The sequence below is a fragment of the Endozoicomonas sp. ALB091 genome, assembly GCF_049310265.1.
GTDB lineage: Bacteria > Pseudomonadota > Gammaproteobacteria > Pseudomonadales > Endozoicomonadaceae > Endozoicomonas.
This window is the reverse complement of the sequence record NZ_JBLYNQ010000007.1, coordinates 846,125-871,693: the sequence shown is the minus strand read 5'-3', so window position 1 is coordinate 871,693 and position 25,569 is coordinate 846,125. Positions and strand designations below refer to the sequence as shown.

Genomic DNA, 25,569 nt, shown 5'->3' with positions numbered 1-25,569 from the left:
GAATGATTGCGACCTTTGAAAAACGCAACCCCGGTGGCCTTTTATGGGGACTGTCAGGCTGAAGAAGAACGTAACCATAAGGTTCATGCTTGTGAGCAATTTCAGGCATTGTTAGGAAGGTCTGGGTATGAGCAATTGCTCAGCTCTGGAGAGTATACGGAGCTGTTCCATCGAATAGCCCAGTTAGTAGGTCTGACCAATTTTATTCAAGGCAATTTTGAGAAGCCTGTCTTTCTGGACACTATAAAAGAAAACTCACCTGTATTTTCGCTTGAGTTGTACCATTTTTTATGGGGGGAAATGCCTGTCACAGCGCTTTGATCATTTTGTATCAATTCTTAAAACACAGAACATAAGAAAATGGTCATATACGACATATCTTCTGTTTCTATCTGACCCTGAAAACCAGATGTTTGTTTAGCCAGAGATGATAAAAAAATGTCTTGATATATCAGGTTACCCAGTCCGTTATGATGCAACTCCTTCTTATGAGCTTTACGAAAAAATTCTGGATTTCAGTCAATGGCTCAAAAGCAAAATAAGCCCGCTGAGACCACGAGATATGATAGATGTTCATTCATTTATGTGGCATATGGCGCCAACGGGAAAGTATAGCGAAGAATAAATACCCAACTGGAGAGGCCGGAAGCAGGCTTACTCAAGTAAAAACTTTCGTTCTTCTCCAGTTCTCAAGTCTATAAGTATCACTTGTTGGTTGTTATACGCCTTAAAAATTCCGGAAACACCTCGAAATTGAACGGCCTTACCGATCCATGTAGCGGAGTTAGTCTTTATCTGTTGCTCGCTCAGCCCAGCTACCGATTGATACTGTTGGCGTTCTTTAGAAAGAAAGCGAATTTTCCTGAACGTATCTTCGGCACAGTCACCCTCAGAAAGTGTTAGCACCAGTCTCGCTTTTGCCCGACTGAGGGCAACGTTAATCAGTGATTTCTGGAATTGAAAGAAGTTATGCCGCCCATCAACCGGATCAAAAAGAACTGTGTCGTATTCAGCCCCTTGGGAACGGTGAATCGTACTGACATTCACTGTGCCCAAATTCTCTTTCTTCAGAACATTTTTGATCAAGGCCCGCTGGGCTCTGAAAGGCGTTAGCACAACACAGTTCTTTCGCTCTTCAGGCAATAAGGATTTCAAATAGTCACACAGAGTCAAGGCTGACTCGTGACGAATCGGGCCGTTGTACTTTTGTGACCATTTAAAGTCTTGAGATACCTCAAGAATGGTGACAGGGGATTCACCGGCAACCTTGTCCCGTGCCGCTTGCCACTCACGGTTAGCTTTGGCGTCATCGGCAACTCGCAGTACGCCGTCATAAAATATTTGGGAGATCAGCTGGCTGATGGGCTCGGCCATTCGCGACTGCTCATCCAACAGGCAGCAGCATTCTGCACTTTTCCGATAATACTTAAACATGGATTGGCCAAGCCACTCTCTGGCCAGTTGCGCCTTGGAAATACAGATAGGAGACAGCTGTTTGTAGTCTCCGGCAAAAAGACAATGTTTGCCTAATGGCATCAGGGCCAGTGCGTAAGGAATCCCGACTTGGCTGGCTTCGTCAAAAACGATCAAGTCGTATTCTATCTGCTGAAGCTCTTCAAAAGTAAACGCGGCACGGGTAGTGGTTTGAGCCGCCAGCTGGTTATTTTTCAGCAACAGCAATGAGTGTGCCTTAATCTTTTTTCTTAATGCATCCCGGGCTTGTCGCCAGAAAGCATAATCTTTAACGTTTTCCTTTGGTGGTTCTTCCAGTTCCAGCTGCCTGAGTTCATCCAGAAGTTTCTTGTCAGCAGCGGGTATCAGATGCTCCCTGTTTTTAAAATGTCCGGCCCTGAAATTGTTACCCAGGCGAATTGTACGATTTCGTGCAATATTGGCAGCGGCAGCATAAGGCGATTTTTCGGAGGTTAGCTGAGCCAAAGCGTTATCAACGGAAACCAGGGCAAGGTCAACAGCTGTATTGGTGGAGCTGAGCAGCAGAACCTTTTTCTCCGGGTGCTGAACCATAAAGCTGGCCAGCAGTGCACCCAGAGTATAGGTCTTACCGGAACCGGGCGGTCCCCATAAAAAGGAAATGGGCCAGCCGAGCTGCTGGAATATTGCTTTCTGCCCTTTTCGTAATAAAGGAAAGGCAGCAGGGGAAACATCGATAGTTTCTGACTTTGCTTCTGGTGTACGGGCCTGTTTCAGCCAAAGGATACAACGTTCTGCCCAGCTGCTTTTCCAGATATCAATAATGGCATCGATATATCTGGGGAGATAAATAAAGATCGCTTCCTCTTTTTCTGGTGGTGGGGCGGTACAGAAACGAAGGTGGATTTGTTGCTCCTCCGGAAGTACTGCCAGGATATCGGCCTGGCCATTGGCGCCACCTTTCACTGGCCACCAGACTTTCGCGCCTTCAAGGCTCTCATCGATAGTTGTGTTGATAGAGTCATTGGGCTTGATGGTTAATACCCAGAATACATCCACTTTCTCCCGCTTCAGAATCTGGAAACGAATCTTTTTGGGGATGGCTTCTGCCTCTAATCTTAGAGCCTCACGAATGCCAGCAACGGTTGGCAGTGCTGCTGACGGAGTGGAATTACCTTCACTGGCCGTAACATTCTGCCGCTGTTGGTGTTTTACTTGCCGCTCCTTGCGTAGCTTTTCCCTCAGACTAATATCTGACCCGAACTCTCTTGTTGTTGGTGCTGTAGCGTCTTTCACTTCAGGGATGTTTCTAACATCTGAGGGTTCTTCAGCCAGTCCCCATAAACCGCTGGCAAGTACAAAATCATCAGAATTACTTAGAAACAAGGCCAGCTGTTTACGCTTCAAACCCGTGGCAAGGGCCAGGTCCTTAAGATCCTTTGGTCCTGCCTGTAATGCCTTTTTAATAATACTTGCATCCATGAGCGTAGAGATCCGTCAGCAATGTGTTCAGTGGTTACCGGGCGATGGAAACTTCCAGGTTTGCGGCAGTACGGGACAGGCGTGAGCCGCTGTACTGTTTCTGTGTAGCCTGACGATTGATGACATTCTTGCGAGCGCCACCGATAGATACAGCCAACTGGTTATACTCCTGGGCCAGAAGGTCGCTTTCGTCTTCTATCCATTGCGGAACATGGGGGGTAGGCGAAGATCTGTTCAGCGAAATACCGTGAATATAAACCTGTCCTCTGGTTAACTCCTGCAGCATAGGCATATTGGCCCCACCTCCGGTAATAGTGACGCTGATGGATCCTTGCTGGCTATCCGTCAGCCAGGATGGATCAATCGAATCGAGAACGCGCATAAAGGTATCTTGCAGGTCCTTGGCAAAAGCACGGATTTCTGGCAGGTTGATAAAGCTCTCAAGAGAAATATCACCGGCGGAGCCATCAAAAAGATAATATTCCAGCGTTTTCTCTTTGAAGAGCCGCTCCTTCATGCTACGGATTTTCAGCTTCATGTCATGAACAATCGCTTTATAGTCCGGATGGCTGACGGTAATGCTGGCCTGCTTGAGTAGGGTGGACATCAAAACCTGGTCGACATAATCTCCCGCCTTATTAAGGCTAATGGCAGAACCGTCCACTTCTATTGCCTGATAACGCTGTTGTTTAGCATCTACATTCATTTGGAACAGCGTAAAGTCGGTAGTGCCCGCACCCACATCAATCACAACCATCAGGGCTTTACTGGTAACGGAAGAGTCTGGACTTATCCGACTGGAGATAACGGCCAGCGGTTCGGTAACAGAGCCATCAACCAGAAAACGTGGTAATTGAGGCAGTTTCAGAATTTGTTGCCAGGCGGAAGTCGCTTTATTGACAGGAATACCTTCATACCACTCGTCACTAAAGGTATCGCCGAGAATCTGTGCGCGAGCCAGATAGGTGGCAAGCTCTTTTTCAACCCAGGCCTTACGGCTATCAGGGAAGCAAGGCATGGCATAACGGCGCAAGGTGTAAGGGAGCAGGTCGTATTCCGCCATCGCCGTTTGATCGATCAGGTCAGTAACATAGGCTAAATAAAATGAGATCAGTGCACCAACGGAGAAACTGACGCCAGCAGGGCAGAATGGTTCAGCAATAACTGTATCCAGGCACTCCTCTTCCGGATGGCTCATCATATAAGATTTCAGGGAGTCAAAACGGGCATGTGCAGCCGTACCTCTCTCTTCCAGACTGCGGTCAATGGCTTTCTGGCCAAAGTAAATGCGGTCGTCCAATCCTATGTAAACAGAAGAAACGACAGGGAACATATAATTTTCCTGCCCGGCTTCTTTACCCAGGGGTAATGGTTGAACCTCTTCATAACCATCATCCCTGGTGACCATACAGGCTTTGGAAAGTGCAGTACCAAAGTCGATGCACAGGTAGGTTGTGCCATTGTCGGCAGTATCAATAAGCGTGCTTTGCAGTTCCAGCTTTACTGAGTTGTCACCGTCTTCTTGTAGGACGATTGCTTCTTCAGGCTTTTCTTCCGGAGCAATGGTGCTTTCAACCTCAGAGTCTTCACCAAAATTGAAGTCAAAGTGGTATTCTTCAATTGCGCTTTGCTGATGTTCATGCTCAATAGTGGCTGGCTGATGTGGTGACTCTTGTGGCGTGGAACCGTTTTCAAATTGTTCAAGGCTGCCTTGCAAGGCAGCATACTCGGCATTGGTGATAATGCCGGGCAATCGCTTCTGGCCGGTAACACCATCAATCTCAATACGGGCGATCAAATTGCTGATTAACAGCTGCCAATCCTGATGGCTCATAAGTCTTCTCCTGATTCCATCGCTTCAACCAGTGCCTTGCGCACAATGGCAGTTTTCTGTCCATCCTTTCGTTCAACGGCAGGACGCAGGACCCGTACTTTTCGAGTGCCGGCTTTATGACCGCCAGTAACCTCATGCTCCGCTGCCTGATACTCCAGAACATCATTGATCTGACCTTTTGCCTTGAGATTCCGGGTTGTCACCAGTTGGCGCACAGTCATCAAGATCTCTTTATTAGCATTCAGCAGGTATTTAACCTGACCCGCAGCCCCGGGATTGAACATTTGCAAGGTAGGCAGGGCATCGTCTGAAAACACTTTCAAACGGGGTGAAAGCAGACCCGCCTGTAGTAATAAATCAGCCGTCAGGTTATCGGTCTGCTGTTCAATACTTCGGTTTTTCAGGTCTTCTGTTTTGCTATTCTGAGCTTTTACCACGCCGGCCCTGGTCAGCCACTCGTGGAGATCAGAAGGGATATCCGGGTGCTGTTCAACCACACGGCTTAACGATTTCTGGGCATTATCGCGGTTACCCTGAATCTGAATAAAACAATCCATCATATCCCGATCAGCACGGCCAAAGCGGGCCAGCAGAATTAACGCTTCTTCTATATCGTTATTCAGCAGCCTGGCCGCGTTGGACTCGCTGCAATAACTTAACCAGTCTTCGGCTTTAAACCAGCTTTTTATCTTGGTCAGTGAGGCATAGCTGGTGGCTTCAACCACCACAGAAAAGTGTGATCGCAGATACGTTTGCAGCAGGGAAATAGCCGCATCCGCAGCAGGCCAGCGATCGGTCGTCTGGCTGGCTGTCAGATGACTGAATGTTTTGCCAATAAATCGGGAGAGTGTTACACCGGCAGCATTCCCGGCTGGCAGTGAACGCTGTTTTAGAATGTCATCAACACAGTTAAACAGTCGTCGAAACCGGTTGCTGAGTGAAGACTCCGAAAGCAGCCTGGTGCTACCATCCTTCTGGCACTCTTCAATGAACGCCTGGCAGCCCTGATACAGTGTTGCAAATGCTGCTTTCAGGTTATTGGAGTAATTGAAAATCAGCCCAACCAGCTCTGTTCTGACACGCTCTCCGGTCTCTTCACGGATCGCTTCATAGGCGGCAAAGGGTAGAAATTCCTCCGGTTCAAACCACTCCAGTGATTTGGCGACATAGAAACGCTGATCTGCATCACTCAGTGTGGAAAGAGACCCTTCTAATGGAATTTGCAGTTTCTGCAGCATTTTCCCGATGATAGGGCTGACAGACTTGGTAACACTGGCAACCTTGGCAAGACTGCTGAGGGTTATCAATCGGTCGGTGGATGACGTTTGCTTTTGAAAATCCAGCAGCAAACCATGAATAATGCTCTGCAGTGTATTTTTATCCAGCGGCTTGTCGCTGCGCTCACGAATCATATCCGTGAGAATCTGCGCTTTTTCTTCCGGTGAGTGCCCAGTGTTGAACATTACTCTACATCTCAAAAAATGGTGAAAGCATTGCTGATCGATAGATGATTAAGGACCGTTATTGATCCAGGCGAACCAGTCGGTTGCCCTCAATCCAGCAGGGCTGCTCCTGAAGATTATTGGCGAAATAGATCAGTAACTTAAGCTGATGGGCGGGTAGGTGGGTTACCTCCCCTGCAGCTTCCAGTGTGGAATCCCCATCGGTGGCATCAAGATGCTGGTTTAGCGCGGTTATAAAACTTTCCAGCATCGGTTGGTTGCTCTGGCTCACTTTATTCAGCAACATCTGCTCTCTTTTTCGTACATCCCGGCGCGACATATTCAGGCGCTGACCCAGCTGGTCGTATTGCAGCTCCTGCACCCCACGGCCCATGATGATCTGAAAGTCGCTGACGGGCAGTGTTTTTCGGATTCTGTTAGCGAGCGTCGTGTATTCAGGTAAGGGGACACTGGTTTCCCCGGGATTATCCTCAGGTGTGCTGGCACAGGCTGGAGCTGTCTCTGGCGATAAAACTGAGTTATCCCGGTGCTGTTCGTCAGGCAGGATATCTTCCGTTGGGGTTGTCCAGTGGCGGTTCAGAAAGGAGTGCATATTCACTGGTGAAGGTTTTTCTGCTACTTCCTCAGTGCTGCCACTCTCCTCCTTCTGGTTACTCAGAGATTGTGGTGCCAGAGATATCAGGTAGTCACGAATGCGTTCAAAGCGTTTATCGCCAATACCTGGAACGCTGCACAAGTCTCGCCCGCCATCGGGTGACGTATAAAAGTCGCCAATGGTTTTGTATTTGAGTTTGCCCTGTGTTTTCCAATAGTTAATGGCGCTCTTGGTTCTTGAAGGGAGGTCACTTTTTTCAATGGCAGCACTGAGGGACTGGGCATAAAAACGTTTGCATTCTATCGGATTCTCAATGGGGTAGAGATGGGCCAGGCTGTTAACGCTGTGAGCCGTTCTTTCCTGATGGGTTGAAGTGGTCGCTTCATTCGGGCCTGGAACATTTTTTAATGCTGCCTGAACCTTTTGCAGTAGTTTTTTGGCCCCCGTTGTCTGCCTGGCTTCCAGTTCAATTTGCAAGTTAAGAAGGACATCTTCTGATGAGCTGTTGGTATTAAATAACTGCTCAAGGCTCTCAAGAGATTTAAAGAAATAAGGGCGAAAAGGTTTTGACTGCGATTTCTGTGCAGTATCTGTTTGGGAGGAATACCTTTTATCTGCTTCAGGGCCGGCTTGCTGTTCTGTGACCGATGGCTCTGCAGAGGGGGCCTCCGAGGGGGTGGTTTCCAGAGAGGAAGCTGTATTCGGAAGCTCAATAGTCAGAAGGTAACTTTGCTTGCCCTGTAGCTGAAGCGCTCGGTTCTCTGCAAGGAACTGCTTTTTTATTGCAATATGGGTAAACAGAACAATATGGTCACGGGTAAACAGGAATGAACCTTTCAGGCTGCTCTGGCGTATCAGAATATCATTTCTATTAGGGATCGTTTTTGGGAGAACCAGTGTATTCTCATGCTGCGTACTGTCCCAAAGCCTTTTAAACAATTGCTCATCATCGCTGAGGTGATCAGTAACAGGGCTTGAGTCTGAAGGTTGTTTTTCTTTGTTAATGAACTCGGCCAGGGACATGCGTTTTTTATGTACATCTTCCAGGTCTGGGGAAAAATATCCGTAAGCGTACCAGGCGAGAAAGTAGCTTTCGTGTGCTCCAAGCCCCCTCAACTTTAATGTTGTGGAAAAATCTTCAAATTGGGTATGCCCTGCTCGTAGCAGAGTAATCACCAGTTCAAGAGGGGCGCAGGGAGGTACAGCAGAGGGTTTGGTACCGGGTGTGTAGGCGAAACTGTTGAACAGTGCAATCGTACCGTTCAGGCTATCATCCTGCAGCTTCAGGTATTGTTGCTCTGCTTCTTTTGAACTGAACAGGACAACCTTCTCTTTCCCATCAATAAAGGGCAGGTCGTCCATGCTGTGGTAACTCAGGCAGGTACCCCAGCCAAGTTCAGTTTTTGGAATCACCAGCGTATTCTTGTCGTTCTTTGGGCTGGTTAGCTCCGTGTAAAGTGAGCGGATATGGGCAAGTGTTGACACGTCTTCAGTTACTTCTACTGCTGTCCTTGGCCGGTGGGGTTTTTGTCCTTTTGGCTGGAGCACATGATTTCTAAAAGTGCGAGTATGTCACAAGACAGACTGAAAAAAACTGCACTCAGTCAGTTACAAGGTCGATTTTCTTCTTTCTATTGTGGATGGGCTTCAGTACAGCTCAGATATCTATACCGAACAAATTACGAACAAAACTATGAGTTCGTAAAAATAAAGATACCTCGTTTACTTGTATGTTATAGTTGCTCATTAATTACGCTTTTGTATGTTAAATTATTTCGAACAGGTGGAGTGATGAGCCGCCAACAAGTGAGCGAGTATTACCACCAATTTCCCGCCGTCAGGGGGATACAGGCAGGGCGACCATGCTATATCGCCATGTGTCCAATGAGGTTGATACCCAAAATCTTTGTTTTTGATGAAGAGGAAGTTCCTCCTGAACTCCGGGCGCAAAGGATTTTGAATAAATCGCGATTGCCTGCCCTAGCGTCTTACTTACTGGATAATGTGGATGATTACACATTGTCTGCTATTACAGCCTCAATCAATGATCAGGTTAATTTTGAACCCTTTGCGGATACTGGTGTTGCAGCAAACCTTGGTTTGCTTTCGGTGCCTATGGATGCACAAATTCTGATCAATGATGGTCAGCATCGTCGGGCAGCGATTGAGTCGGCGTTAAAAGAAAATAGTGAGCTTGGGCATGATAATATTCCCGTGCTTTTCTTCATTGATGAAGGGCTGAAACGCAGTCAGCAGATGTTTGCTGATTTGAATAAACATGCTGTACGCCCCAGTGATTCACTCAGCACGTTGTACGACCATCGCGACCCGTCATCAACCATGGCACGATACATTGTTGATAATGTCCCATGTTTTAAGAAGCTGACGGAGATGGAAAAGTCCAGTATTTCTAACCGCAGCATCAAATTATTTGCTCTCAGTAGCATCAAGCTGGCCAGCCGAAGTTTGTTGCGCAAGCGCGCAAAAGACTCAATTTCCGATGAAGAGATGGAGTTGGCGGCTAGGTATTGGGACTTGGTGAGTAAGTCGATGCCGGACTGGCAAGCTGCAGAAAAGCGAGAAATCCAGTCTGCAGAATTGCGGCAGAATTATGTACACTCACACGGGGTAGCTCTCCACGCTTTGGGGTGTGCTGGTGCTGATCTTTTAAGTCAATATCCGGCAGAGTGGGAAGAATATATACCCAAACTGGGAACGATAGACTGGTCCCGTGCGAACTCGGATCTATGGGAAGGCCGGGCCCTGCATCATGGTCGATTGAGTAAGGCTCGTACCAGTGTAACTCTTACTGCAAATGTTATTCGGAAAACCCTCGGTGTACGGCTAAACCCTGAGGATGAAGCCCTCGAAGAGTCTCTTGATCAATGACCACTGAAAACATGCTGTACGGCAGCATAGACGAAATGCTGGCAGATGATATGTCTGTTTATGCAGGTCGTCCTTTGAAAAATTTACTCCACGAGATTCAGGAACTTTATCTGCATGATGATAAGCCCTGGGTTATCGGTTTTTCTGGCGGTAAAGACTCAACGACAATCCTGTCGCTGATATATACGGCCCTGCTTTATCTTGAGTCAGACCAGCTCCACAAACACATCTATGTCGTGTCATCCGATACGCTGGTTGAAACACCGGTTGTCGTGGATCAGATCAAACATGTTATTGATGCCATAAATACTGGGGCCAAAGCGCAAGGGCTACCAATTAGCGCCCATCAGGTTTTTCCTAAGACTAATGAGACTTTTTGGGTAAACCTTCTGGGCAAAGGTTATCCTGCTCCAACCACATCTTTCCGGTGGTGTACTGAACGGATGAAGATTGATCCGGTCAGTGAGTTTATCATGGATAAAGTAGCCCGGTTTGGTGAGGTTATTGTTGTTCTTGGTTCACGAAGCCAGGAAAGTTCCTCCCGAGCCCAGGTGATAGCCAAGCATAAAATTGATGGAAGCCTGTTATCCCGGCATTCGTCATTGCCAGGCGCCTTTACCTACATGCCTATCGAGAGCTGGACGCACGATGAGGTGTGGATGTATCTGTTGTCAACGTATGCACCTTGGGGCGGCACCAACCGTGAGCTGTTTGATCTTTATAAAGGGTCGAACTCTGGTGAATGTCCACTGGTGATTGATACCAGTACCCCGTCTTGTGGTAACTCCCGTTTCGGTTGCTGGACTTGTACGGTGGTAACTAAAGATAAGGCTATTGAAGGTCTTATCGAAAATGGTGCTACCTGGATGGATAAGTTACTGGTTTTTCGTCAGAAGCTTTGGGATAGCACGAAGCCAGAAAATAAAGAGGAGTTGCGTAACAAGCGGCGACGTGATGGTCGGATCAGTTATGTCCGTAGCCGTAATGTTAATGAAGATGGCTCTCGTGATATTAAGCGGGCTTTTGGTCCATACAAAATGATTGTTCGCCAGGAGTGGCTGGAAGAACTGTTAACGATTGAAAGGGATTTGCGTGCAAACGGTCATGATATTGAGTTGATAACTCGGTCGGAGCTTCATGCTATCCGTATTGAGTGGCTTCATGATCCTTTGGATCCTGACTGGACAGACCATCTGCCCGCTATTTACCGAAGGGTTTATGGTGAAGATCTGGACTGGGTAGAGAATGATGCGGGGGCTTTTACCAAGCCAGATGCTGATTTATTGAAAGAGCTGGAAGAGCAGCACCAGGTTCCGGCTGAACTCATTATGAAACTGATTGAGCTTGAACTTTCTATGGAAGGTTTGAGTGTGAGGCGTGGTTTACTCAGGAAAATGGAAAGTCTGTTAGAGCAGGATTGGGATGCCGACAATAGTCATGACTACCGAATAGAGAGCCTCAGAAAGCTTGATAGTTACGACAAAGAGATGAATGAATTGCGAACTATGTACGAGGAACTGACGAAAAAAGAGGAACTGGCATGATCCTGGAAGAGTTAAAAATTTGTGACTTCCGGGTAATCAAGGGTGAAGAAAAAATCTCACTGGCTCCCCGTACTCGCAATAATCGCAAGCGCCCCATTATTCTGTTTGGTGGTTTGAATGGTGCGGGTAAAACCACCACGCTGACTGCCATTCGATTAGTTCTGTATGGTCGTCATAGCCTGGGCAGTAACGTATCAAATAAGCAGTATCATGCCTATCTGCGAGAGTCTATCCATAAAAGCAGGAACTCTTTGGTGCAGGCGAACGCTGCCCGTATCCATCTGGCGTTTAGCTATGCGACCCGTGGTGAAGTATCCCGTTATACCGTTAAGCGTGAGTGGACTGTTGATGCAGGAAGTTCCGATGAGACAGTGTCTGAAATCTTAAAAATTGAAAAAGATGGTGTGCTGCTTGAAGAGCTGAGTGAACAGCAATGCCAGGGCTTTCTTAATGAGCTGGTACCCATAGGTGTGTCAGACCTCTTCTTTTTCGATGGGGAAAAGATTGCAGAGCTGGCAGATGATACTTCCGGTAAAGCTTTGGGAGCGGCAATTAGAAAATTGCTGGGGCTGGATGTGATTAACCGTATGCGGGATGACCTTGCCATTTATATACGGGAAAAAAATACTGCTGCAATGCCCGAAGCACATCAAAAGGAAATGGCTGGTCTCAAGGTTGCTTATGAGTCTTCCTATGCTTTATATAAAAAAGCGATGGATAACTATAGCGAAGCCATAAGACAGGTGAAGGGGCTCGATAGTAAAATTAAGAAGTCTGAGGGCTATATCTCAAGCAAGGGTGGAGAGTGGGCCCGTTCCCGGTCACAAGAGCAGGAGCGTGTTGATGCTTTGCTGGCAGGAAAGAAACAGCTTGAAGCGCAGCTGCGAGACTGTATGGGATCGACCTTTCCGTTGGTTCTCAGTATGGGGCGGGTAGAGGAATTACTTGCTCAGCTTGAACGTGAGCAAGATTATAAAAAGCAGCAATTGTTAAAAGTGACGATGACGAAGAAGCTTAACCTTCTGAAAAAGTCACTGGAAAACACTCTCAAGGATAAACAGGCGGTAGAGTCCGCTGTAGAGCAGGCATTCGCAGATATTTTTGCTGATGTACAGGCGGTAGATGTGATTCATGACTGTTCTGAGCGACAGTTTTCCAGTATCCGCCACCTGGTTAAAGAGGTCTTACCGACTGTCCGTCGTCAGATGTTAGAGCTGGGTGATAATTTGGCTGATATTCAACATCAGTTAGATAATGCCAGTAAAAACCTTGAACGAGCGCCAGATGAGGCTTTTTTAGAGGATGAACTGGAACAGCTTCGTAAGTTTAATGACGAAAAAGCTAAACTCACTGGGCAAGCTCAATTAGCCCGAGAAGAAGCGCGTAAGGCACTCCGTGAAGCGATGGACCTGATGCGTAAAATGCAGAAGAAAGAGCAGGAATTCAGCTCTAAGTCCTCCAGCACTCGAGCCTATCAGATAGCCAAGCGGTCTCGTGAACTGCTAAATGACTTTGCCAGTCAGGCAACGGAGAATAAAGTTGCTCAATTAGAGCAGGAGTTTGCCAACTCCTTCCAGAAGCTGGCTCGTAAAGATGATATCAGCCTGCAGGCCAAGATTGATCCGAAGACATTTGATGTTCGCCTGCTAAACAAGAACGGTGACGAGATCAGCAAACAGCAGCTCTCTGCCGGTGAAAAACAGATTTTTGCTATAGCGATACTTGAAGCACTGGCACGAACTTCAGGCCGTAAATTACCGGTGATTATTGATACCCCGCTTGGTCGATTGGACAGCAAGCATCGGGGTAAGCTGGTTGAGAACTACTTCCCAACAGCCAGTCATCAGGTGGTGATCCTGTCCACAGATACGGAGATTGATCAGGCTTATTTCAAGACGTTGCAGCCTCATATTTCACATATCTATGAGGTTGAGTATTTTCCGGAAGAAGGGCACTCTGAATTCTTGGAACGTAAGTATTTTGGGCAAAGCCTGGTAGAAGAATCTGTTGTAAAGGAGTGTATCCCTGATGTTGCCTAATCGCATTAAATTGTCAAAGAAGGCTGAGGACACACTTGGCATTATCCAAGGGCGGACAGGCCTTAGACCAAATGCACTTGCACGATTGGCAATTGCCCATGCTCTTGAAATAGGTTCTTTAAAAAATGGGGTTAGTTCTAAGCAGGATGGTGTTAAAGACGCACTAGCAACATCAACACTACTTGGTGATGATGCTGAAGTATATGCAATGTTAATTCGGCAACAAGTTAAAGAGCACGATCTTGGAAAAGTAGTAGCTCAGTTGGTGGATGATGGTTTAGGTTTATTCTCTGGAGTGAATCATCTGAGGGATCTATTTGTGAAGTGTAAAGGGAAGGTGGCGTGAGCCACCTTATCTGTTATGTATGCTATACGTTCAGAGACCAAATAATGGGAGCATACTCTGTAGCAAACTGGTTTTGTCTTGCTTTAATTGCTTCAAGGCTCCACTCATGGTTTTGTGACCATTTTAAGTGTTGATCTACAATCTGACGATTCAAGCTAATCTCCGTATTAGCGTAGCTAGATTCTATACTTGGGTTTAGCTTGTCTGCAAAGCTAGATGACTTGATATGTTTCTTCATGTCTATCGGAATGATCGTGAGGTTGCCATATTGTAGCGAAATTGTTTGGAAGTTTGGCTCGTTTTCTATGCCTTTCCAAATCGAGGATGGCTTTTTAGGTACTATGTAATCTAAGCAAAATGATTCATTTATATCGTTGACTCTGATTTTATTTGATGGGTTTATATGCTTTTCTATTTTATTAAGTACATAGAATCCTTGCTTCTGATTTTTAGGTGTGGCTGTTCTAAATAACTCTATGAATTTGTCGTCAGGACTCTTTCTTTTAAATATGTCTGAAGTTTCCTCTATACTCTTTGTATGTCTGAGTGTTTGGGCTGCTAAAGAAAAGGTTGACTGTAAAGTCAAAACTGAATCTTTAACTATGGTTCCCTGTCTGAAAAGGTAATTTTCGCAGAGTTTAATACAATTTTCAATTTTTTTGATATTTCCTTCACATACTTCAATTGTTGCCATGATGAACGGAGTACAGTGTTCCTTCCAATTGATGTCAATAATTGAGTGGTACGATTTAGTCAGTTCTTCACTCCAGTCGGGGATATTTTTTAAGTAAAAATCTTTCCAGTTTATAGAGTCTATCTTTAGTTGGTGGCTCAGTTGGTAAGGTTCTATTATATTGTTATTTAATTTTTCAGATATGGTTTCATAAATTTTTTCTTTGTTGAGTTTTTTGTATCGTGAGCTGTAGGAGTATTGGATTATTTGTGGTAGATCTAATCTGCTATCATCTAATTCCTCATATGCATCCAAAAGCTCATCCCAATTGTTCTTTACTTCTTCTGAGGAATCCTTGGAAGCATCTTTTGAGTGATCTAATAAAACATTCTTAATAAGATCGGCTTTAGATAGCGTTAGCCCTCTATCATTAAGTGTTTCAAATAGACTGTAAGCCATCCACTCTTTTTCAGTTTTTACTAGAAGTAGATAAAAGTCGTTGGTAATTGTCTCAGTAAGAATTCTAATCTTGTCATCCCTATCTCCATTTTTTATATAATTGTCAATTTTTTCAAAAAAAAATAAAAATGTATCTTTTATATTTTGTCGTACTGAGTTTTCGGGAAGCATTTGGCTTTGTAAAAAAAGTATTTTATCTTCTTTAGTTTCCTTTTCAAGGATGCATTTTCTGTAAAAATCATCTCCTCTGTTTAATTTAATTCGCTGAATGTCCTCATCTTTAGATCTTAAAGAAACAACGCAATCATCAAGGTAGTTCTCTAAAGTACGTCGTATTTTTCTATCAGAGACATCTTCGATGTAGCAACGCAGACATTCTGAAAGGATTGTTGTTGTAGTTAATCGCTGTTGACCATCAATGATCTTGTATCGAGTATTCTCATTCGAAGATTCCCCTCCAATTATTACTACAGCCCCAAGAAAGTGTCCTTGTAGGTAATCATTGTTATTGTCATCTTTTTTCTCGCTTTTTTCGATTGTGGAAAGCAAGTCATCCCATAGTCTTTGTCTATTTTCATCTTTCCAGCTGTAAACTCTCTGGTTAGCGGGTACTTCATAATAGCTGGTTTTGAAAACATCTCGAATACTGCATGTTTTGGTTACGAGCTGGCGTCCAGGATCTACAATCATGTGATTATTCCTTATAGATGATTTTTGTGAAGATCGAAATCTAAAAGATCATTTTTTTCGATGTGGTCAAAAATATTTTTCTCTGATAGAAGTGATCTTTTGATAAAGTTTCTTTGTGTTGCAGAGTGATAAAATAAAATCAATAGCTCGAAATTAGTAAGTTGAGCTCTTATGATATGCCAGTATCTCAATGTTTCTTTTTCTATTGTTTCTTTTGTCTTGTCACTATTTAGAATTTCTTCTTCTGATGTGTCGTGAATGAACACAAATATTTGGTTTAAAGTTCTTATATAATGGCCAATGGTATTTTGATTTTTTGCATAAAATGTATTGTAAGCTTTCTTTAGTATTTTGGATTCATCTTCTTCATTTAATGATTTATCTTTTTCTAAAGCGTAATAGTATTCTAGGTTTTTGTATACTTCTTTGAATATTTCTCTTCCTTGAATGTTTTTTTCTTCGATCTTTATTGTTTTTATGTTTTCATTGTTTAAGTTTATCATTGAAAAGAAAGTGGCTTCAAATGACTGTTTTTTTATTTGCTTACTTTGATCCTTGAATGCTTCTGTTGACTCTGAAAGTTCTCTAGATTGTATGATTAATGTCCATAAAATGGCTAGTAATGAGAATAAACTAAATATAGGGTTTAGTGTGCCTCCAAAAAAGTCACCGAATTGCCCCCATTTTTCATGATCGGCTATAACTGATCCTGGGAAAAATAATCGATACTTTAAAGCTGCTATTGCTGCACATAAAAGTGCAATTCCTGCTATGGCTATAACTCCTTTTTTTACTTTTCCATAGTCATTTAATCTTCTGTTTTCAATCATGGCTTTTACCTGAAAAAATGTTTTTTCTATGCCATTCCAAATACAGGGTTGATGGCTTTTGAATGTTTTTGATGGGGGTTAGGATGCTTTTGTTTTCATAGTTTGTGATTTGTGCTGTGAAAGCATCCCCACCGTAAGCATGATCGCTAATAATAACTTTAAATGAGCTATCAATTGAAATAACCCCTCTGTCAAAAACTTTATGGTGCAAGGAACACAGTGATATTCCATTATCAATAGATGATGGACCGTTACTCTGATGCCACTTGATATGCGCTGCTTCAAGTCCGATAGAATCACGTCCTAATCTACAATCAAATCCACAAATTGCACATTTATAACAATAAGCTGTTAGTACTTTATGCCGAAAGCTTGGATCCCGTTTATGTGGTTTATTCAGGTACTCCTGAATATCCAGCTTTTCAATAATGTCATCATGAATCGTAACAGGGAAAAACTGTTCCAGAAGTGCACCAATAGTTCGAGCCAACTTGTCTTGATTGTTGACGATGTCATCAAACTCTTTCTGAGTAAGTCCACCGGCAACATTGTATTTCAGAAGTTCTGTCTTTTTTACGTCCGTATTACTAGCACGAGGTTGGGCTTTTTCATGATTTTTTAGCTCCCAAAAACCATCATTCTTTAATCTCCAGAATGGGTATTCAGGATGATGAGCTTTTCGATAAGGTCCAAATTCAATCAATAAATCCCTGAGCGGTTCATCAATTTCTTTAAAGGTGAAAAAACGATCATGCCCTTTTTGATATTGTGAAAGCACATACAAGAGCAGGAGCGGTTTATGAACCGCTCGCTGATCTCCGCGCTTCCATACATTAAGATTAAGCTCCATTATTTACTTACCAACTCCCAAAACGCTTTATCCTTAATAGTCCGAACCCTATCCCCACCCCCAAGATACAGCGACGTATGTTTATCCAACCCCTGTATTTGCTCAATGATCTTATCGTCATCCGCCTTACTGCTGGTTTTAAACACCATACGCACATCCTGAGCCTTAATCTCATTCACTTTATGTACCACCCAGCTCAGTACATAACTTGCATAGTTATTTTCACTGGTTTTAAAGTGGCTAAGCTCCTGGGTGGAGAGAATGGTGCCCACCCCAAACTCCCGGCCTTCCTTCATTATCATGCGCAGACTGGGGAAGTTTTGCTTCATAAAGTTGTCTGCCTCATCCACCAAAACAAACTTGGAGAGCTGACGATAAGGCGATTCAAACTTTGAGCTGCCCTGCAGGTGCATCTGGTTGTAGAAAATATCCAGCGTCATGGCGACCACCAGGTTCTGGATTTGGGAGTCGTAACCCGAGAGGTTAATCACCGTCACGCCGTCCACCAGGTCGTAGAGCGACTGGGTCTGGCTTGGGTCCGGCTGAAAAATCTGAAAGCTGATCAGGTCCGACAAGGCTGCATAAAGAGAATCCTCTTCTACCTTTTCCTGATCCATAAACAGGTCCCACACTTGCTGAACCGTTGGGGATGGACGGTTCCAGGTGGTTGGGTCCTGAGGTTTAATGCCTGCTCTTTCGTAAGCATCCAGCACCAGTGTGCGAATCTTGTTTTGCTGCTTGTTACCCAAGTTAAACGCCGTGGCCAGTGTGGTGCGGAACAGGTTAGCAGTGTGTACCGGCAGCATCGGTTTTTTGCCAAACAGTGCCAGAGGATTAAAAGGCAGGTTAAACAGGTCAAAAACTTTGGCGTTGGTGGCCTCAACAAAGTCCTGCTTAATGTAGTCTGCCTTGTAGTCAAAAATCAGAATACCGATGGGCTTGCCATCGACATTTTGACCCTGATTTTGCACAAGCTGGGTAATCACACTTTTAGTAAACTGGGTTTTCCCTGTTCCCATAGTGCCAATAATGGCGGTATTGGGGTTAAACAGCTTGTTGGTATTGGTAGGCTCCCAGTTAATGGGCAAGCCGGTAACCAGCTCTGTACCGAACAGTACCTGCAGGGGCTTATCCTCTGTCTGTGCAGGTTGCATAGTTGCAGATTGTTGTTCCGGTGTCGTTAATTGACTGGCCGTTTCCTCAATGCCCTCTGTAGGTAGTGCTTCTTGCTCTGTACTACCGGTTTCCGGATTTGTATTTTCGGAGTCAAAATCCTGATCAAGAATGCGACTGAGTTCATCAAATAACTCATTCTGGTCAAGCTCTGGCTCTTCACCCTCGAGTTCTTCATTCTCAGAGCTTTGCCATCCATCAGCAGTGGCAAGTGGTGAAACTCTCTTACTCTCCAGCCCCGCAGGCATAAATGCAGAAGCAGGAATACCCAGCTGATTGGTGGTGGGGAGCAGATTTTGCAGCTCTGCCAATGGGCTTCCCACCAGTGTGTCCAGATAGGCGTAGGGAATTTCCAGTTGCAGGATATTGTCAATTACCTGGGCCGTTGTGCGGCTACAGTTGTCGTCTTCCCGGTGCACAACCACTAGCCCGGCAGGGTAGTCTGGCAAGCTGGCCAGATGGTAGTCGCCTTTCAGCCATTCCTCACGTTGAGTGAGCAGGTCGTTAAAGTGACTCTCATTGAAGACCTGATAGAGCTGATACTTTTCAATCTGCATCAGCACCTGGCGCATAAACAGGCCACGGTAGAGTCGGCCTTCCAGCGTTCTGGGAGCCAGCAGCCCGTCCACCATGTAGTCCCGCAATGCCAGGGCCTGGGTGCGGGCACCCTCCAGGGCGCTATGGCCGGAGCCGTAATGGCCGGTTTTTACTTCCACCGGCAGTAGAATCAGTTCGCCATTTTTGAAACCGGCAAAAAGAATGTCGTCGGAGATCTTGCCCTGGAATTTTTCGCCTTTGTGGTAGCGGGAAAAATCACCTTCGCTCATTTTCAGGCCCACATTGCCAGAGACCCGAATCATCTCCGCAACTGAGAGGGGAATCCAGGTAATACCGGATTCTGCCAGCAGGGCACTGATCAGTTTCCAGCTGCCAATAATGCCCTGTTTCCCTTTTCGCTCAGTGTCTTTATCGGTCACGGTTTTCAGCAGCCATTCACCGTTGAAAGCGTTGTATTCGCTGATCAGGTTGTTGCCGCTTTCGTTCAGGATCTTTTTATAGAGCTCGGTCTGGCGAGTGACCGTAATGGCATCGTAACCGGCGGAGTTGGTGTACTGGTCTGAGTAGTGAATCAGGATCAGGTTCTGGCTGCTATGGAAAAATTCCAGTGTTACCTTGGGATCAATCACGGTGGTCCAGATGGAGCTATCGTAGGAGCGGTCCAGTGCGGCACGGAACTCATCACTGACTGCCAGCGCGATAGCGCTGTTTTCGGTATACAGGGTGTTGGACTGCCGGGCCGGTTTCAGTAGTCGATTAATCAGCAGGGCCAGCCTGAGGTGCGGCTGGTTTTGCCACTGGCTATTCTCAAGCCCGAAAGCGGTGTAATAGCTGCCATGCTGGCTACGTGAAGACTCACCATTAAGCAAACCTTCGCAGGCCTGGCCGGAGATATGTTGTTCCGAGTTTTTATCGACACAGTCGATCTTCTGGTTGTTCTTGAAGAAGCTGAGATGGGCGTAGCCCTGTTCGTTATCCTTATGACGGAATTTACTGAACGAGAGGCGGGTGCGCAGCAGGTCAATAATGGTATCGGCATTTTCCCTGGCACTGCCTTTATCCAGCTTATAGGTCTGTTTGATCTGGTCGTAGGAACCCATCTCTGCGAAACGATCGAACTCAGTTTCTGTCAGGCTGCTATCGTAGAGATTAATGTGAATACAACGGCTGTTGAGTAGATGGCTTCGGTAATAGCTCAACAGTCCCTGGAATACTTCGCTGTTTTTACCATTATTAATCGAGTTAATAATCAGTGGGGCAGAGTCTACCTGCCGGAATAGCTCCCGGAAGGTTTTCATAAACTCCTCGATTTTCTCCTTCACCAGTTTGCCAACAAATTGATAGTTGGTTTGCTGCTGGGGAACAATCTCCAGCCAAAAGCTATTATCTTCCACTATCTGGGTGTAGCAGTACTCGTACTGCTTTGAGTATACGTAGGGCAGCAGGCCTCGCGGGTTCAGGCGCTTGCGTGTCACGGGTGGCAGATTATTGAATGAGTGAGCGTCGTTGTCGCTGGTAATATTATCGGCAAGATAGAGATAGTAAGCGACAACCAGTGGATGCAGCGGTGAGATCAGCTCACGCTCATCCTGTTCAATAAAGCCGACCTTTAGCAGGGTTCTGGTATCGTTATCCAGGCTCATATTGAGGGGAATGCTGTCCAGAAATTCCAGATAGGTTGAAACATAGTCTCTGGCGCGATCCCTTAATTCATCTCCCCAGGAGCAGAGCGATAGCAGGGTATGCCGGCCTTTCAGGTAGTCCAGCAAATCGTTGCAGGCATTGGCAAAGTCTGGCGCTATACGGCTGATATCTTCACAGGTGATATCGGTCTCGCCATTAGCGGACAGGAACAGGGTTCGTTCTGTTACCAGCCGGTATTCAAGTTCCAGCAGTTTCTGGCGTGGACCAACGGTTTTGTTTTCCTGGTTATCCAGAATTACTTTGCCTTTGGCCGGTATAAACTGCCCGTTATATTGATCGTTAAACAGGCGGTTAAAGCGGTGTTCGTCCAGTAATAGAGGCAAGGTCAGAGAGTCACTGCTGACTTCTCCTTCGACCTGAAAAGTCAGTCGGCCGAGTCCGGCGGTTACATCAAATAATACGACTTCCGACTGCTCGTAGGGCTCCTGATAATTGATAATCCCATACTCATCGGTGGGTACACATTCTTCGTTATCCGAGAGCAGCTTTTTATCTGACAGGTCCGGATTGATAATCAGCTCGTGTTCATCGGTCTGCAGGACAATACAGGATTTTTTCGGGTTTACCAGAAACCTGTTCTCAAAGGCCTCAATATGAAAAGTGCCTTCCTCCACGATCAGTATATGGAACTGATGGCGCTCATTGTTTTTCGGCCGGTTTAAGAGCAGGGTCAGGTAAGTGGGAGAACCGCTCCATGGGAGGTCACAGGTCAGGAAGTACTTGCCTTTGCCGGTTGTACCTTTAAGAGGCAGATGCTTGAAAGCCTCATTGTTGAGGATATCAAACTGTTCCCGCTTCAGGTCATTGCCGTGGAAAACCACTTTCAGTTTGACTTCGCCTGTTTCTCGGGGGGCTTCGATAATCAGATGTTTTTTGCGTTTTCCGGCAGCAGAATTACTCTCGTTTCTGGGGCCGGTGAGTTTGCAGTTTTCATTGGCTTCGAGGGAATGGAAGGCCAGGGCGAACTGCTTTTGTTCATCCATTTCGTTCCAGAAATTCTGTACGTCAACAGATGTGTAGTCCGCATCAGCCCTGGTAATATTTTCCCGGATAAATTTATCGCCCAGATCAGGTAATCGCTCATTTATCTCTTCAGGAAAATGCTCGACGACATCGGCGATCTCTTGTTTTAAACGGCGATTGTCTTCAAGCCGCTTCAGGATCTGCTTGTCGCTCCAGTTACCGGTATTGATGGCCGCATCGGGTAGCAGACCAAGGTTACGGAGGTCAGGGGAGCCACCGGAAGCAATGGTAGTAAAAAGTGGCTCAAAGCCAAACATGCTGCCGCCTTCTTCACGGATCAGCGATGTTTGCCAGGCCAGCAGGTTTTTGATCAGGCGCTGGCCACTCACCTGGCTGTCGGCGTATTCAACCAGGTTGGCTTCTACTTTTTCCGGTGCCCATACTGAGCCCGGGCTGGCCAGGTCGTCGGCACTGTTGATAAGCGTATCCAGAAGGCTGTTATGGAGTACCAGCAGGGCACAGTCATCGAGGGGGGCTGACTGGCCGGCAATGGTGTCCCGCAACATGGAGATATAGTTTTCACTGAAACCGGCCTTCAGCTGTTGGTTGGCATCGGCGTGGGCTACACAGACCAGTCGAACATTGTTGATTTGAATATAGGGAAGCGCAGTATCTTCCAATACAATGGTGCCGTTGGCTTTGCTTTTCAGCTCATGGAAAAGCGTTTTGGTATTTTTCGCATCCGGAGACTGGAACTGATACCGGGAGCCGATGTTGATCACATCGCTCAACCACAGGATCAGCCGGTTTACCAGGAATTGTTCAAATGGTGCTGCGCACATAGACGGCGTCTCCACTGTCACTCAAACGATCAACATTTCCAACACGGTCATAGAACGCAAGGAGGCTTTGTTCGGATTGCTTATCAAACCAGAAACCACGATCCTGGAAGCCTTTCAGAAGTTCCTGGAAGTGCAGTTTATGGTCTCTGCCAATGACAAGATTGGTCAGTAATAACAGGTAGTCCTGGCTAAGTACCAGTACCCGACCGGTCCGGCCCCGGGATTGAACAAAGTGACGGCAGACCTGTTTTTCAAACTCTTTCTGGTAGGCGGCTCTGATTTCATGACGGGTTGTTGCGACAACGTCAAACTGATCCTGTGCGTAATCAAACAGTACTTCCAGTGCACGGGTGGCAATGTTGTCGGATGAGCCTTGCTTCGGTTTCAACTGGTTATGGGTCTGGAAATTTTCGGCCCATTGTTCCACGGCATGAGCAACCGATGTCTGTGTCGATAAGTCAGCCTGTTGTAATGACTGACGGAACATCCAGAGTGGATACTTTTTGTCACCACCTTTATTAAGACGATCCAGCATGGAGAGAATTGGGAACACCGCTTTTGAAGCGCTGTAGAGTTGGCGGAAGCCGTTACGATGTATTTCTGTCCGCTCTTGTCCCGCTCTTTCATTATCCAGAATAAAGTAGAGCGGTTTGCTGGTGGGCTCTCCCGATTTCCACCCTTTGATATTCAGGGCCATTTGTGAGCAGTAGATAAAGTTGTATAGCTCAAGAAACTGGTCACAATATTGAAGCAGGTAGTCTGTTTTCCGGCACAGGAATGAGAGGTCTTTTACAAAGTTGTTGGCCACAAATGGCAGGTAAGGATATTGGCCATCATCAGGCGCTTTTTCTTTTAAATGACCACGTAATTGCTTGAGTATAATGCTCTCAATAAAGTTAGGATGGCTGTCGAGGGTGGCCTCAACCTGGCTAAACGCCATGAAGCTCTCAAAAATCGTACTCAGGTGTTTACTGGCGCTGGGTGGTTTTTCACTTTGACGCAGTAGCAGGAAATCGGGAGCAACGCTTTGCAGAGCGTTATCCTCGAAATACATTTTGTCTAAATGCTTGATAAAGCTCTCTTCACTGAGCTTGCTGGCAATTTCATCCAGGCACTTGGCTTGGAAGCGTTCAAACCTGAAAGAAGGTTTTAGCTCTTTACCAATGATCAAACCGAGGGTATGGCCAGCCGTTATGGCGTAATCAAACCGGTTACCCTTGTTGCGGTAGGGCAGGTATGTATGCAGGTAGTTTTTCTGCTTATGGTCTGAGTGACCCAGGCCCTTAATAATCTGTTCTGGTAAAGTCATATCAACGCTCCACCCTGATCTCGTCTTCATCGATATCATTAACCAGCGACCAGTTTTCTGAGCCTTTGGTGATATGAATGCGGTCTTTGTGCCTTACTTGCGCGGTAATACTTTCGATAACCTCTTCCAGCAGGACAATGACGTTTTTATCATGCCGGTTTGGACGATAGCCCCGGTTGATTTTGCGAATAAGATCCAGAAAATTCACGGAAACTGGCAGTGCTGGAAGCTCATGGTCGTCCAGTTTCAGGTAAGCATTAAAATAACCCAGGCGTGCAGGACGTTCATTTTGTACTTGCTTGAGGCTGGCGCGAATATCAACATGGGCTGATACCTGGTAGCCATTAAGGTCATTCAGGAAAATTTGGCTCTTGTCACTTAACTGCGGAGCAAAACGGTTGGCGTAGCGCAGCAGGGCTTTGATCAGCTCTTTACTGTAAAAAGCTCTCAGGGCATTTCTCTGGTCTGCATCACCCTGGAAGTTGCTATGGAGAAGCCATATTCTTGTATATTCTTCGATCAGCTCATTATTAAAGTCTGTACGGAATTTTAGATGATACTGATCCTGTGGGGGCAGGTCGGTAAACTCAATGTCCTTAAATAAATAGAACAGCCGTAGCCAGCTGCCTGACTGGTTCTTAATTTCCTCAGGATCAATCCATTTCCTCATGTATTCCCTGAAGGTGATAAATTCCTCGTCATCAAAAGTGAGAGAACTCTGTATCAGGAACAGGTCAATATCTTTTGAGCGAATAGTGCATGGGTCAAATTGATGGAGGTTGCGAAACAGATCTGTTTTTTCCGAGGCAAACAGGTTGTCGAACAGATAGTTTGGACCGGTAAGCAGCTGGTGGATTACATCAAGAATAGAGCGTGCGGTCAGAAAGTAATCGTTCTTTAATCGCAGCTTCAGTAGGGTTTGCACAATCAGCTGCTGAACCGGTTTCTGCTGCAACATGGCGAAGTTGCTGTAAAGAACAGGGTCATCTTCTCTGGCCATTGTCTGCCAGGCCAGGTAAAAATCATTCTCGCTGTTGTTGTCAGTCAGCTTATGGAGAATATCCGCAATAAACGGTGAAAGGATTTCATCGCCGATGGGGACGTATTTGGGAAAGTCCTCGAAATTCAGGAAGGTATGATTAGGGGCAACACTCTGACTTTTTAAACCGGAAAGATAGGCTTTGATCGAGTTCCTGATATCCAGATGCGCTTCTGAGCCGCTATCGCTGTAATTAAATAACATGCCCGTATTAATGCCTACCACTAATGGCAGGTCGGATGCTTTATGGCTGGCAAAGAGATCATCCAGAGTGGCGATGGCATCCTTGTCTGGCTGGAAGCTATGGGTGGCATCTAAATGGAAGGTGATCTTTTTATGGTGTTTATCATAGGACCGGGTCAGGATTTCTGATTTACCATCCCCTGAGCTGCCGCAGAGAAAGATTATCTCATCAGCACTCTCAATGTTCTTAATGGCTTTCTTAAATGCCTTTTCGACATCAGTCTCGATGTAAAGGTATTCTTTGACACGGTTATTGCGGTTACCAAGCGTCGAGACGGCATGAGCCGATGACCGCGAAAGGATGTCGAGCAGCTTGCGAAGGGTCATGGAAATACTCGATATTTGTCGAATGTTGCCCGTCAGACTGTTGCCGGTTGCCTTTTACTGCAATGGGATAGGGGTATGGGAACGTCTGATTATAAATAGAGGACTATCAGCCTTGGGTGGTCTTTGGTGGGGATAAGTGTCATCTATTTCCCCCCACGCTACCGCTCGTGGGTTGTGCTACGGCCTTTTATTGACAGTAGGGAGCATGGGCCCAGATAGCTCAGGTTTGGTGATTTTGATAAGTTGACAGATAGTACTAGAAACCGTTGGTTATCAGCCAGTAGTA

General features: G+C 45.8%; 15 protein-coding genes. 5 read left to right on the top strand and 10 right to left on the bottom strand.

Annotation, left to right across the window (positions count from 1 at the left end):
• Positions 1-15: 15 nt before the first annotated feature.
• Positions 16-321 carry a hypothetical protein gene (locus tag ACO6UX_RS15625; protein ID WP_422449126.1) on the top strand — a complete coding sequence of 102 codons (306 nt, stop codon included), beginning with the start codon at positions 16-18 and terminating at the stop codon, positions 319-321.
• A 333-nt stretch (positions 322-654) separates the two neighbouring features.
• Here the strand turns inward: ACO6UX_RS15625 and ACO6UX_RS15620 are convergent, their stop codons facing one another.
• Genes ACO6UX_RS15620 through ACO6UX_RS15605 form a run of 4 tightly spaced genes read right to left on the bottom strand, consistent with a single transcriptional unit; the run spans position 655 to position 8,290 of the window.
• The gene (locus tag ACO6UX_RS15620; protein ID WP_422449124.1) at positions 655-2,913 is read right to left on the bottom strand and encodes a DEAD/DEAH box helicase; all 2,259 of its coding nucleotides are present in this window, start codon (positions 2,911-2,913) and stop codon (positions 655-657) included.
• A gap of 34 nt (positions 2,914-2,947) precedes the next feature.
• Positions 2,948-4,747 carry a hypothetical protein gene (locus ACO6UX_RS15615; RefSeq protein WP_422449122.1) on the bottom strand — a complete coding sequence of 600 codons (1,800 nt, stop codon included), beginning with the start codon at positions 4,745-4,747 and terminating at the stop codon, positions 2,948-2,950.
• Positions 4,744-6,210 (bottom strand): hypothetical protein, encoded by a 1,467-nt coding sequence (locus ACO6UX_RS15610; RefSeq protein ID WP_422449120.1) that lies wholly within the window; start codon positions 6,208-6,210, stop codon positions 4,744-4,746. Before ACO6UX_RS15610 ends, ACO6UX_RS15615 begins: the two co-directional genes overlap by 4 nt.
• Before the next feature lie 58 nt (positions 6,211-6,268).
• Positions 6,269-8,290 (bottom strand): hypothetical protein, encoded by a 2,022-nt coding sequence (locus ACO6UX_RS15605; RefSeq protein ID WP_422449118.1) that lies wholly within the window; start codon positions 8,288-8,290, stop codon positions 6,269-6,271.
• Between the two features lie 63 nt (positions 8,291-8,353).
• On the opposite strand from ACO6UX_RS15605, the gene dndB reads away from it, so the two are divergent.
• The 4 genes from dndB to ACO6UX_RS15585 are packed head-to-tail and all read left to right on the top strand — an operon-like array spanning position 8,354 to position 13,623.
• Positions 8,354-9,694 carry a DNA sulfur modification protein DndB gene (dndB, locus tag ACO6UX_RS15600; RefSeq protein WP_422449116.1) on the top strand — a complete coding sequence of 447 codons (1,341 nt, stop codon included), beginning with the start codon at positions 8,354-8,356 and terminating at the stop codon, positions 9,692-9,694.
• Positions 9,691-11,238: a DNA phosphorothioation system sulfurtransferase DndC gene (gene dndC / locus ACO6UX_RS15595; protein WP_422449114.1), complete on the top strand. Its 1,548-nt coding sequence runs from the start codon at positions 9,691-9,693 to the stop codon at positions 11,236-11,238. The genes dndB and dndC overlap by 4 nt, the downstream gene beginning before the upstream one ends.
• On the top strand, positions 11,235-13,277 hold the full coding sequence (dndD, locus tag ACO6UX_RS15590) for a DNA sulfur modification protein DndD (RefSeq protein ID WP_422449112.1): 2,043 nt from the start codon (positions 11,235-11,237) through the stop codon (positions 13,275-13,277). Before dndC ends, dndD begins: the two co-directional genes overlap by 4 nt.
• Positions 13,267-13,623, top strand: a complete 357-nt coding sequence (locus ACO6UX_RS15585; RefSeq protein ID WP_422449110.1) for a DndE family protein — start codon at positions 13,267-13,269, stop codon at positions 13,621-13,623. Before dndD ends, ACO6UX_RS15585 begins: the two co-directional genes overlap by 11 nt.
• Positions 13,624-13,645: 22 nt before the next feature.
• Here the strand turns inward: ACO6UX_RS15585 and ACO6UX_RS15580 are convergent, their stop codons facing one another.
• Genes ACO6UX_RS15580 through dptF form a run of 6 tightly spaced genes read right to left on the bottom strand, consistent with a single transcriptional unit; the run spans position 13,646 to position 25,283 of the window.
• A complete protein-coding gene (locus ACO6UX_RS15580; protein WP_422449108.1) occupies positions 13,646-15,445 on the bottom strand; it encodes a DUF262 domain-containing protein in 1,800 nt (599 codons plus the stop codon).
• An 11-nt stretch (positions 15,446-15,456) separates the two neighbouring features.
• Positions 15,457-16,275 carry a putative phage abortive infection protein gene (locus ACO6UX_RS15575; RefSeq protein ID WP_422449106.1) on the bottom strand — a complete coding sequence of 273 codons (819 nt, stop codon included), beginning with the start codon at positions 16,273-16,275 and terminating at the stop codon, positions 15,457-15,459.
• Positions 16,268-17,125, bottom strand: coding sequence for a phosphorothioated DNA-binding restriction endonuclease (locus ACO6UX_RS15570; protein ID WP_422449104.1), 858 nt, complete (start codon positions 17,123-17,125; stop codon positions 16,268-16,270). The genes ACO6UX_RS15575 and ACO6UX_RS15570 overlap by 8 nt, the downstream gene beginning before the upstream one ends.
• Positions 17,125-22,365: a DNA phosphorothioation-dependent restriction protein DptH gene (dptH, locus tag ACO6UX_RS15565; RefSeq protein WP_422449102.1), complete on the bottom strand. Its 5,241-nt coding sequence runs from the start codon at positions 22,363-22,365 to the stop codon at positions 17,125-17,127. The genes ACO6UX_RS15570 and dptH overlap by 1 nt, the downstream gene beginning before the upstream one ends.
• Positions 22,346-23,674: a DNA phosphorothioation-dependent restriction protein DptG gene (gene dptG, locus ACO6UX_RS15560; protein WP_422449100.1), complete on the bottom strand. Its 1,329-nt coding sequence runs from the start codon at positions 23,672-23,674 to the stop codon at positions 22,346-22,348. The genes dptH and dptG overlap by 20 nt, the downstream gene beginning before the upstream one ends.
• 1 nt (position 23,675) lies before the next feature.
• Complete coding sequence (dptF, locus tag ACO6UX_RS15555) at positions 23,676-25,283, bottom strand: DNA phosphorothioation-dependent restriction protein DptF (protein WP_422449098.1); 1,608 nt, start codon at positions 25,281-25,283, stop codon at positions 23,676-23,678.
• Positions 25,284-25,569: the final 286 nt, after the last annotated feature.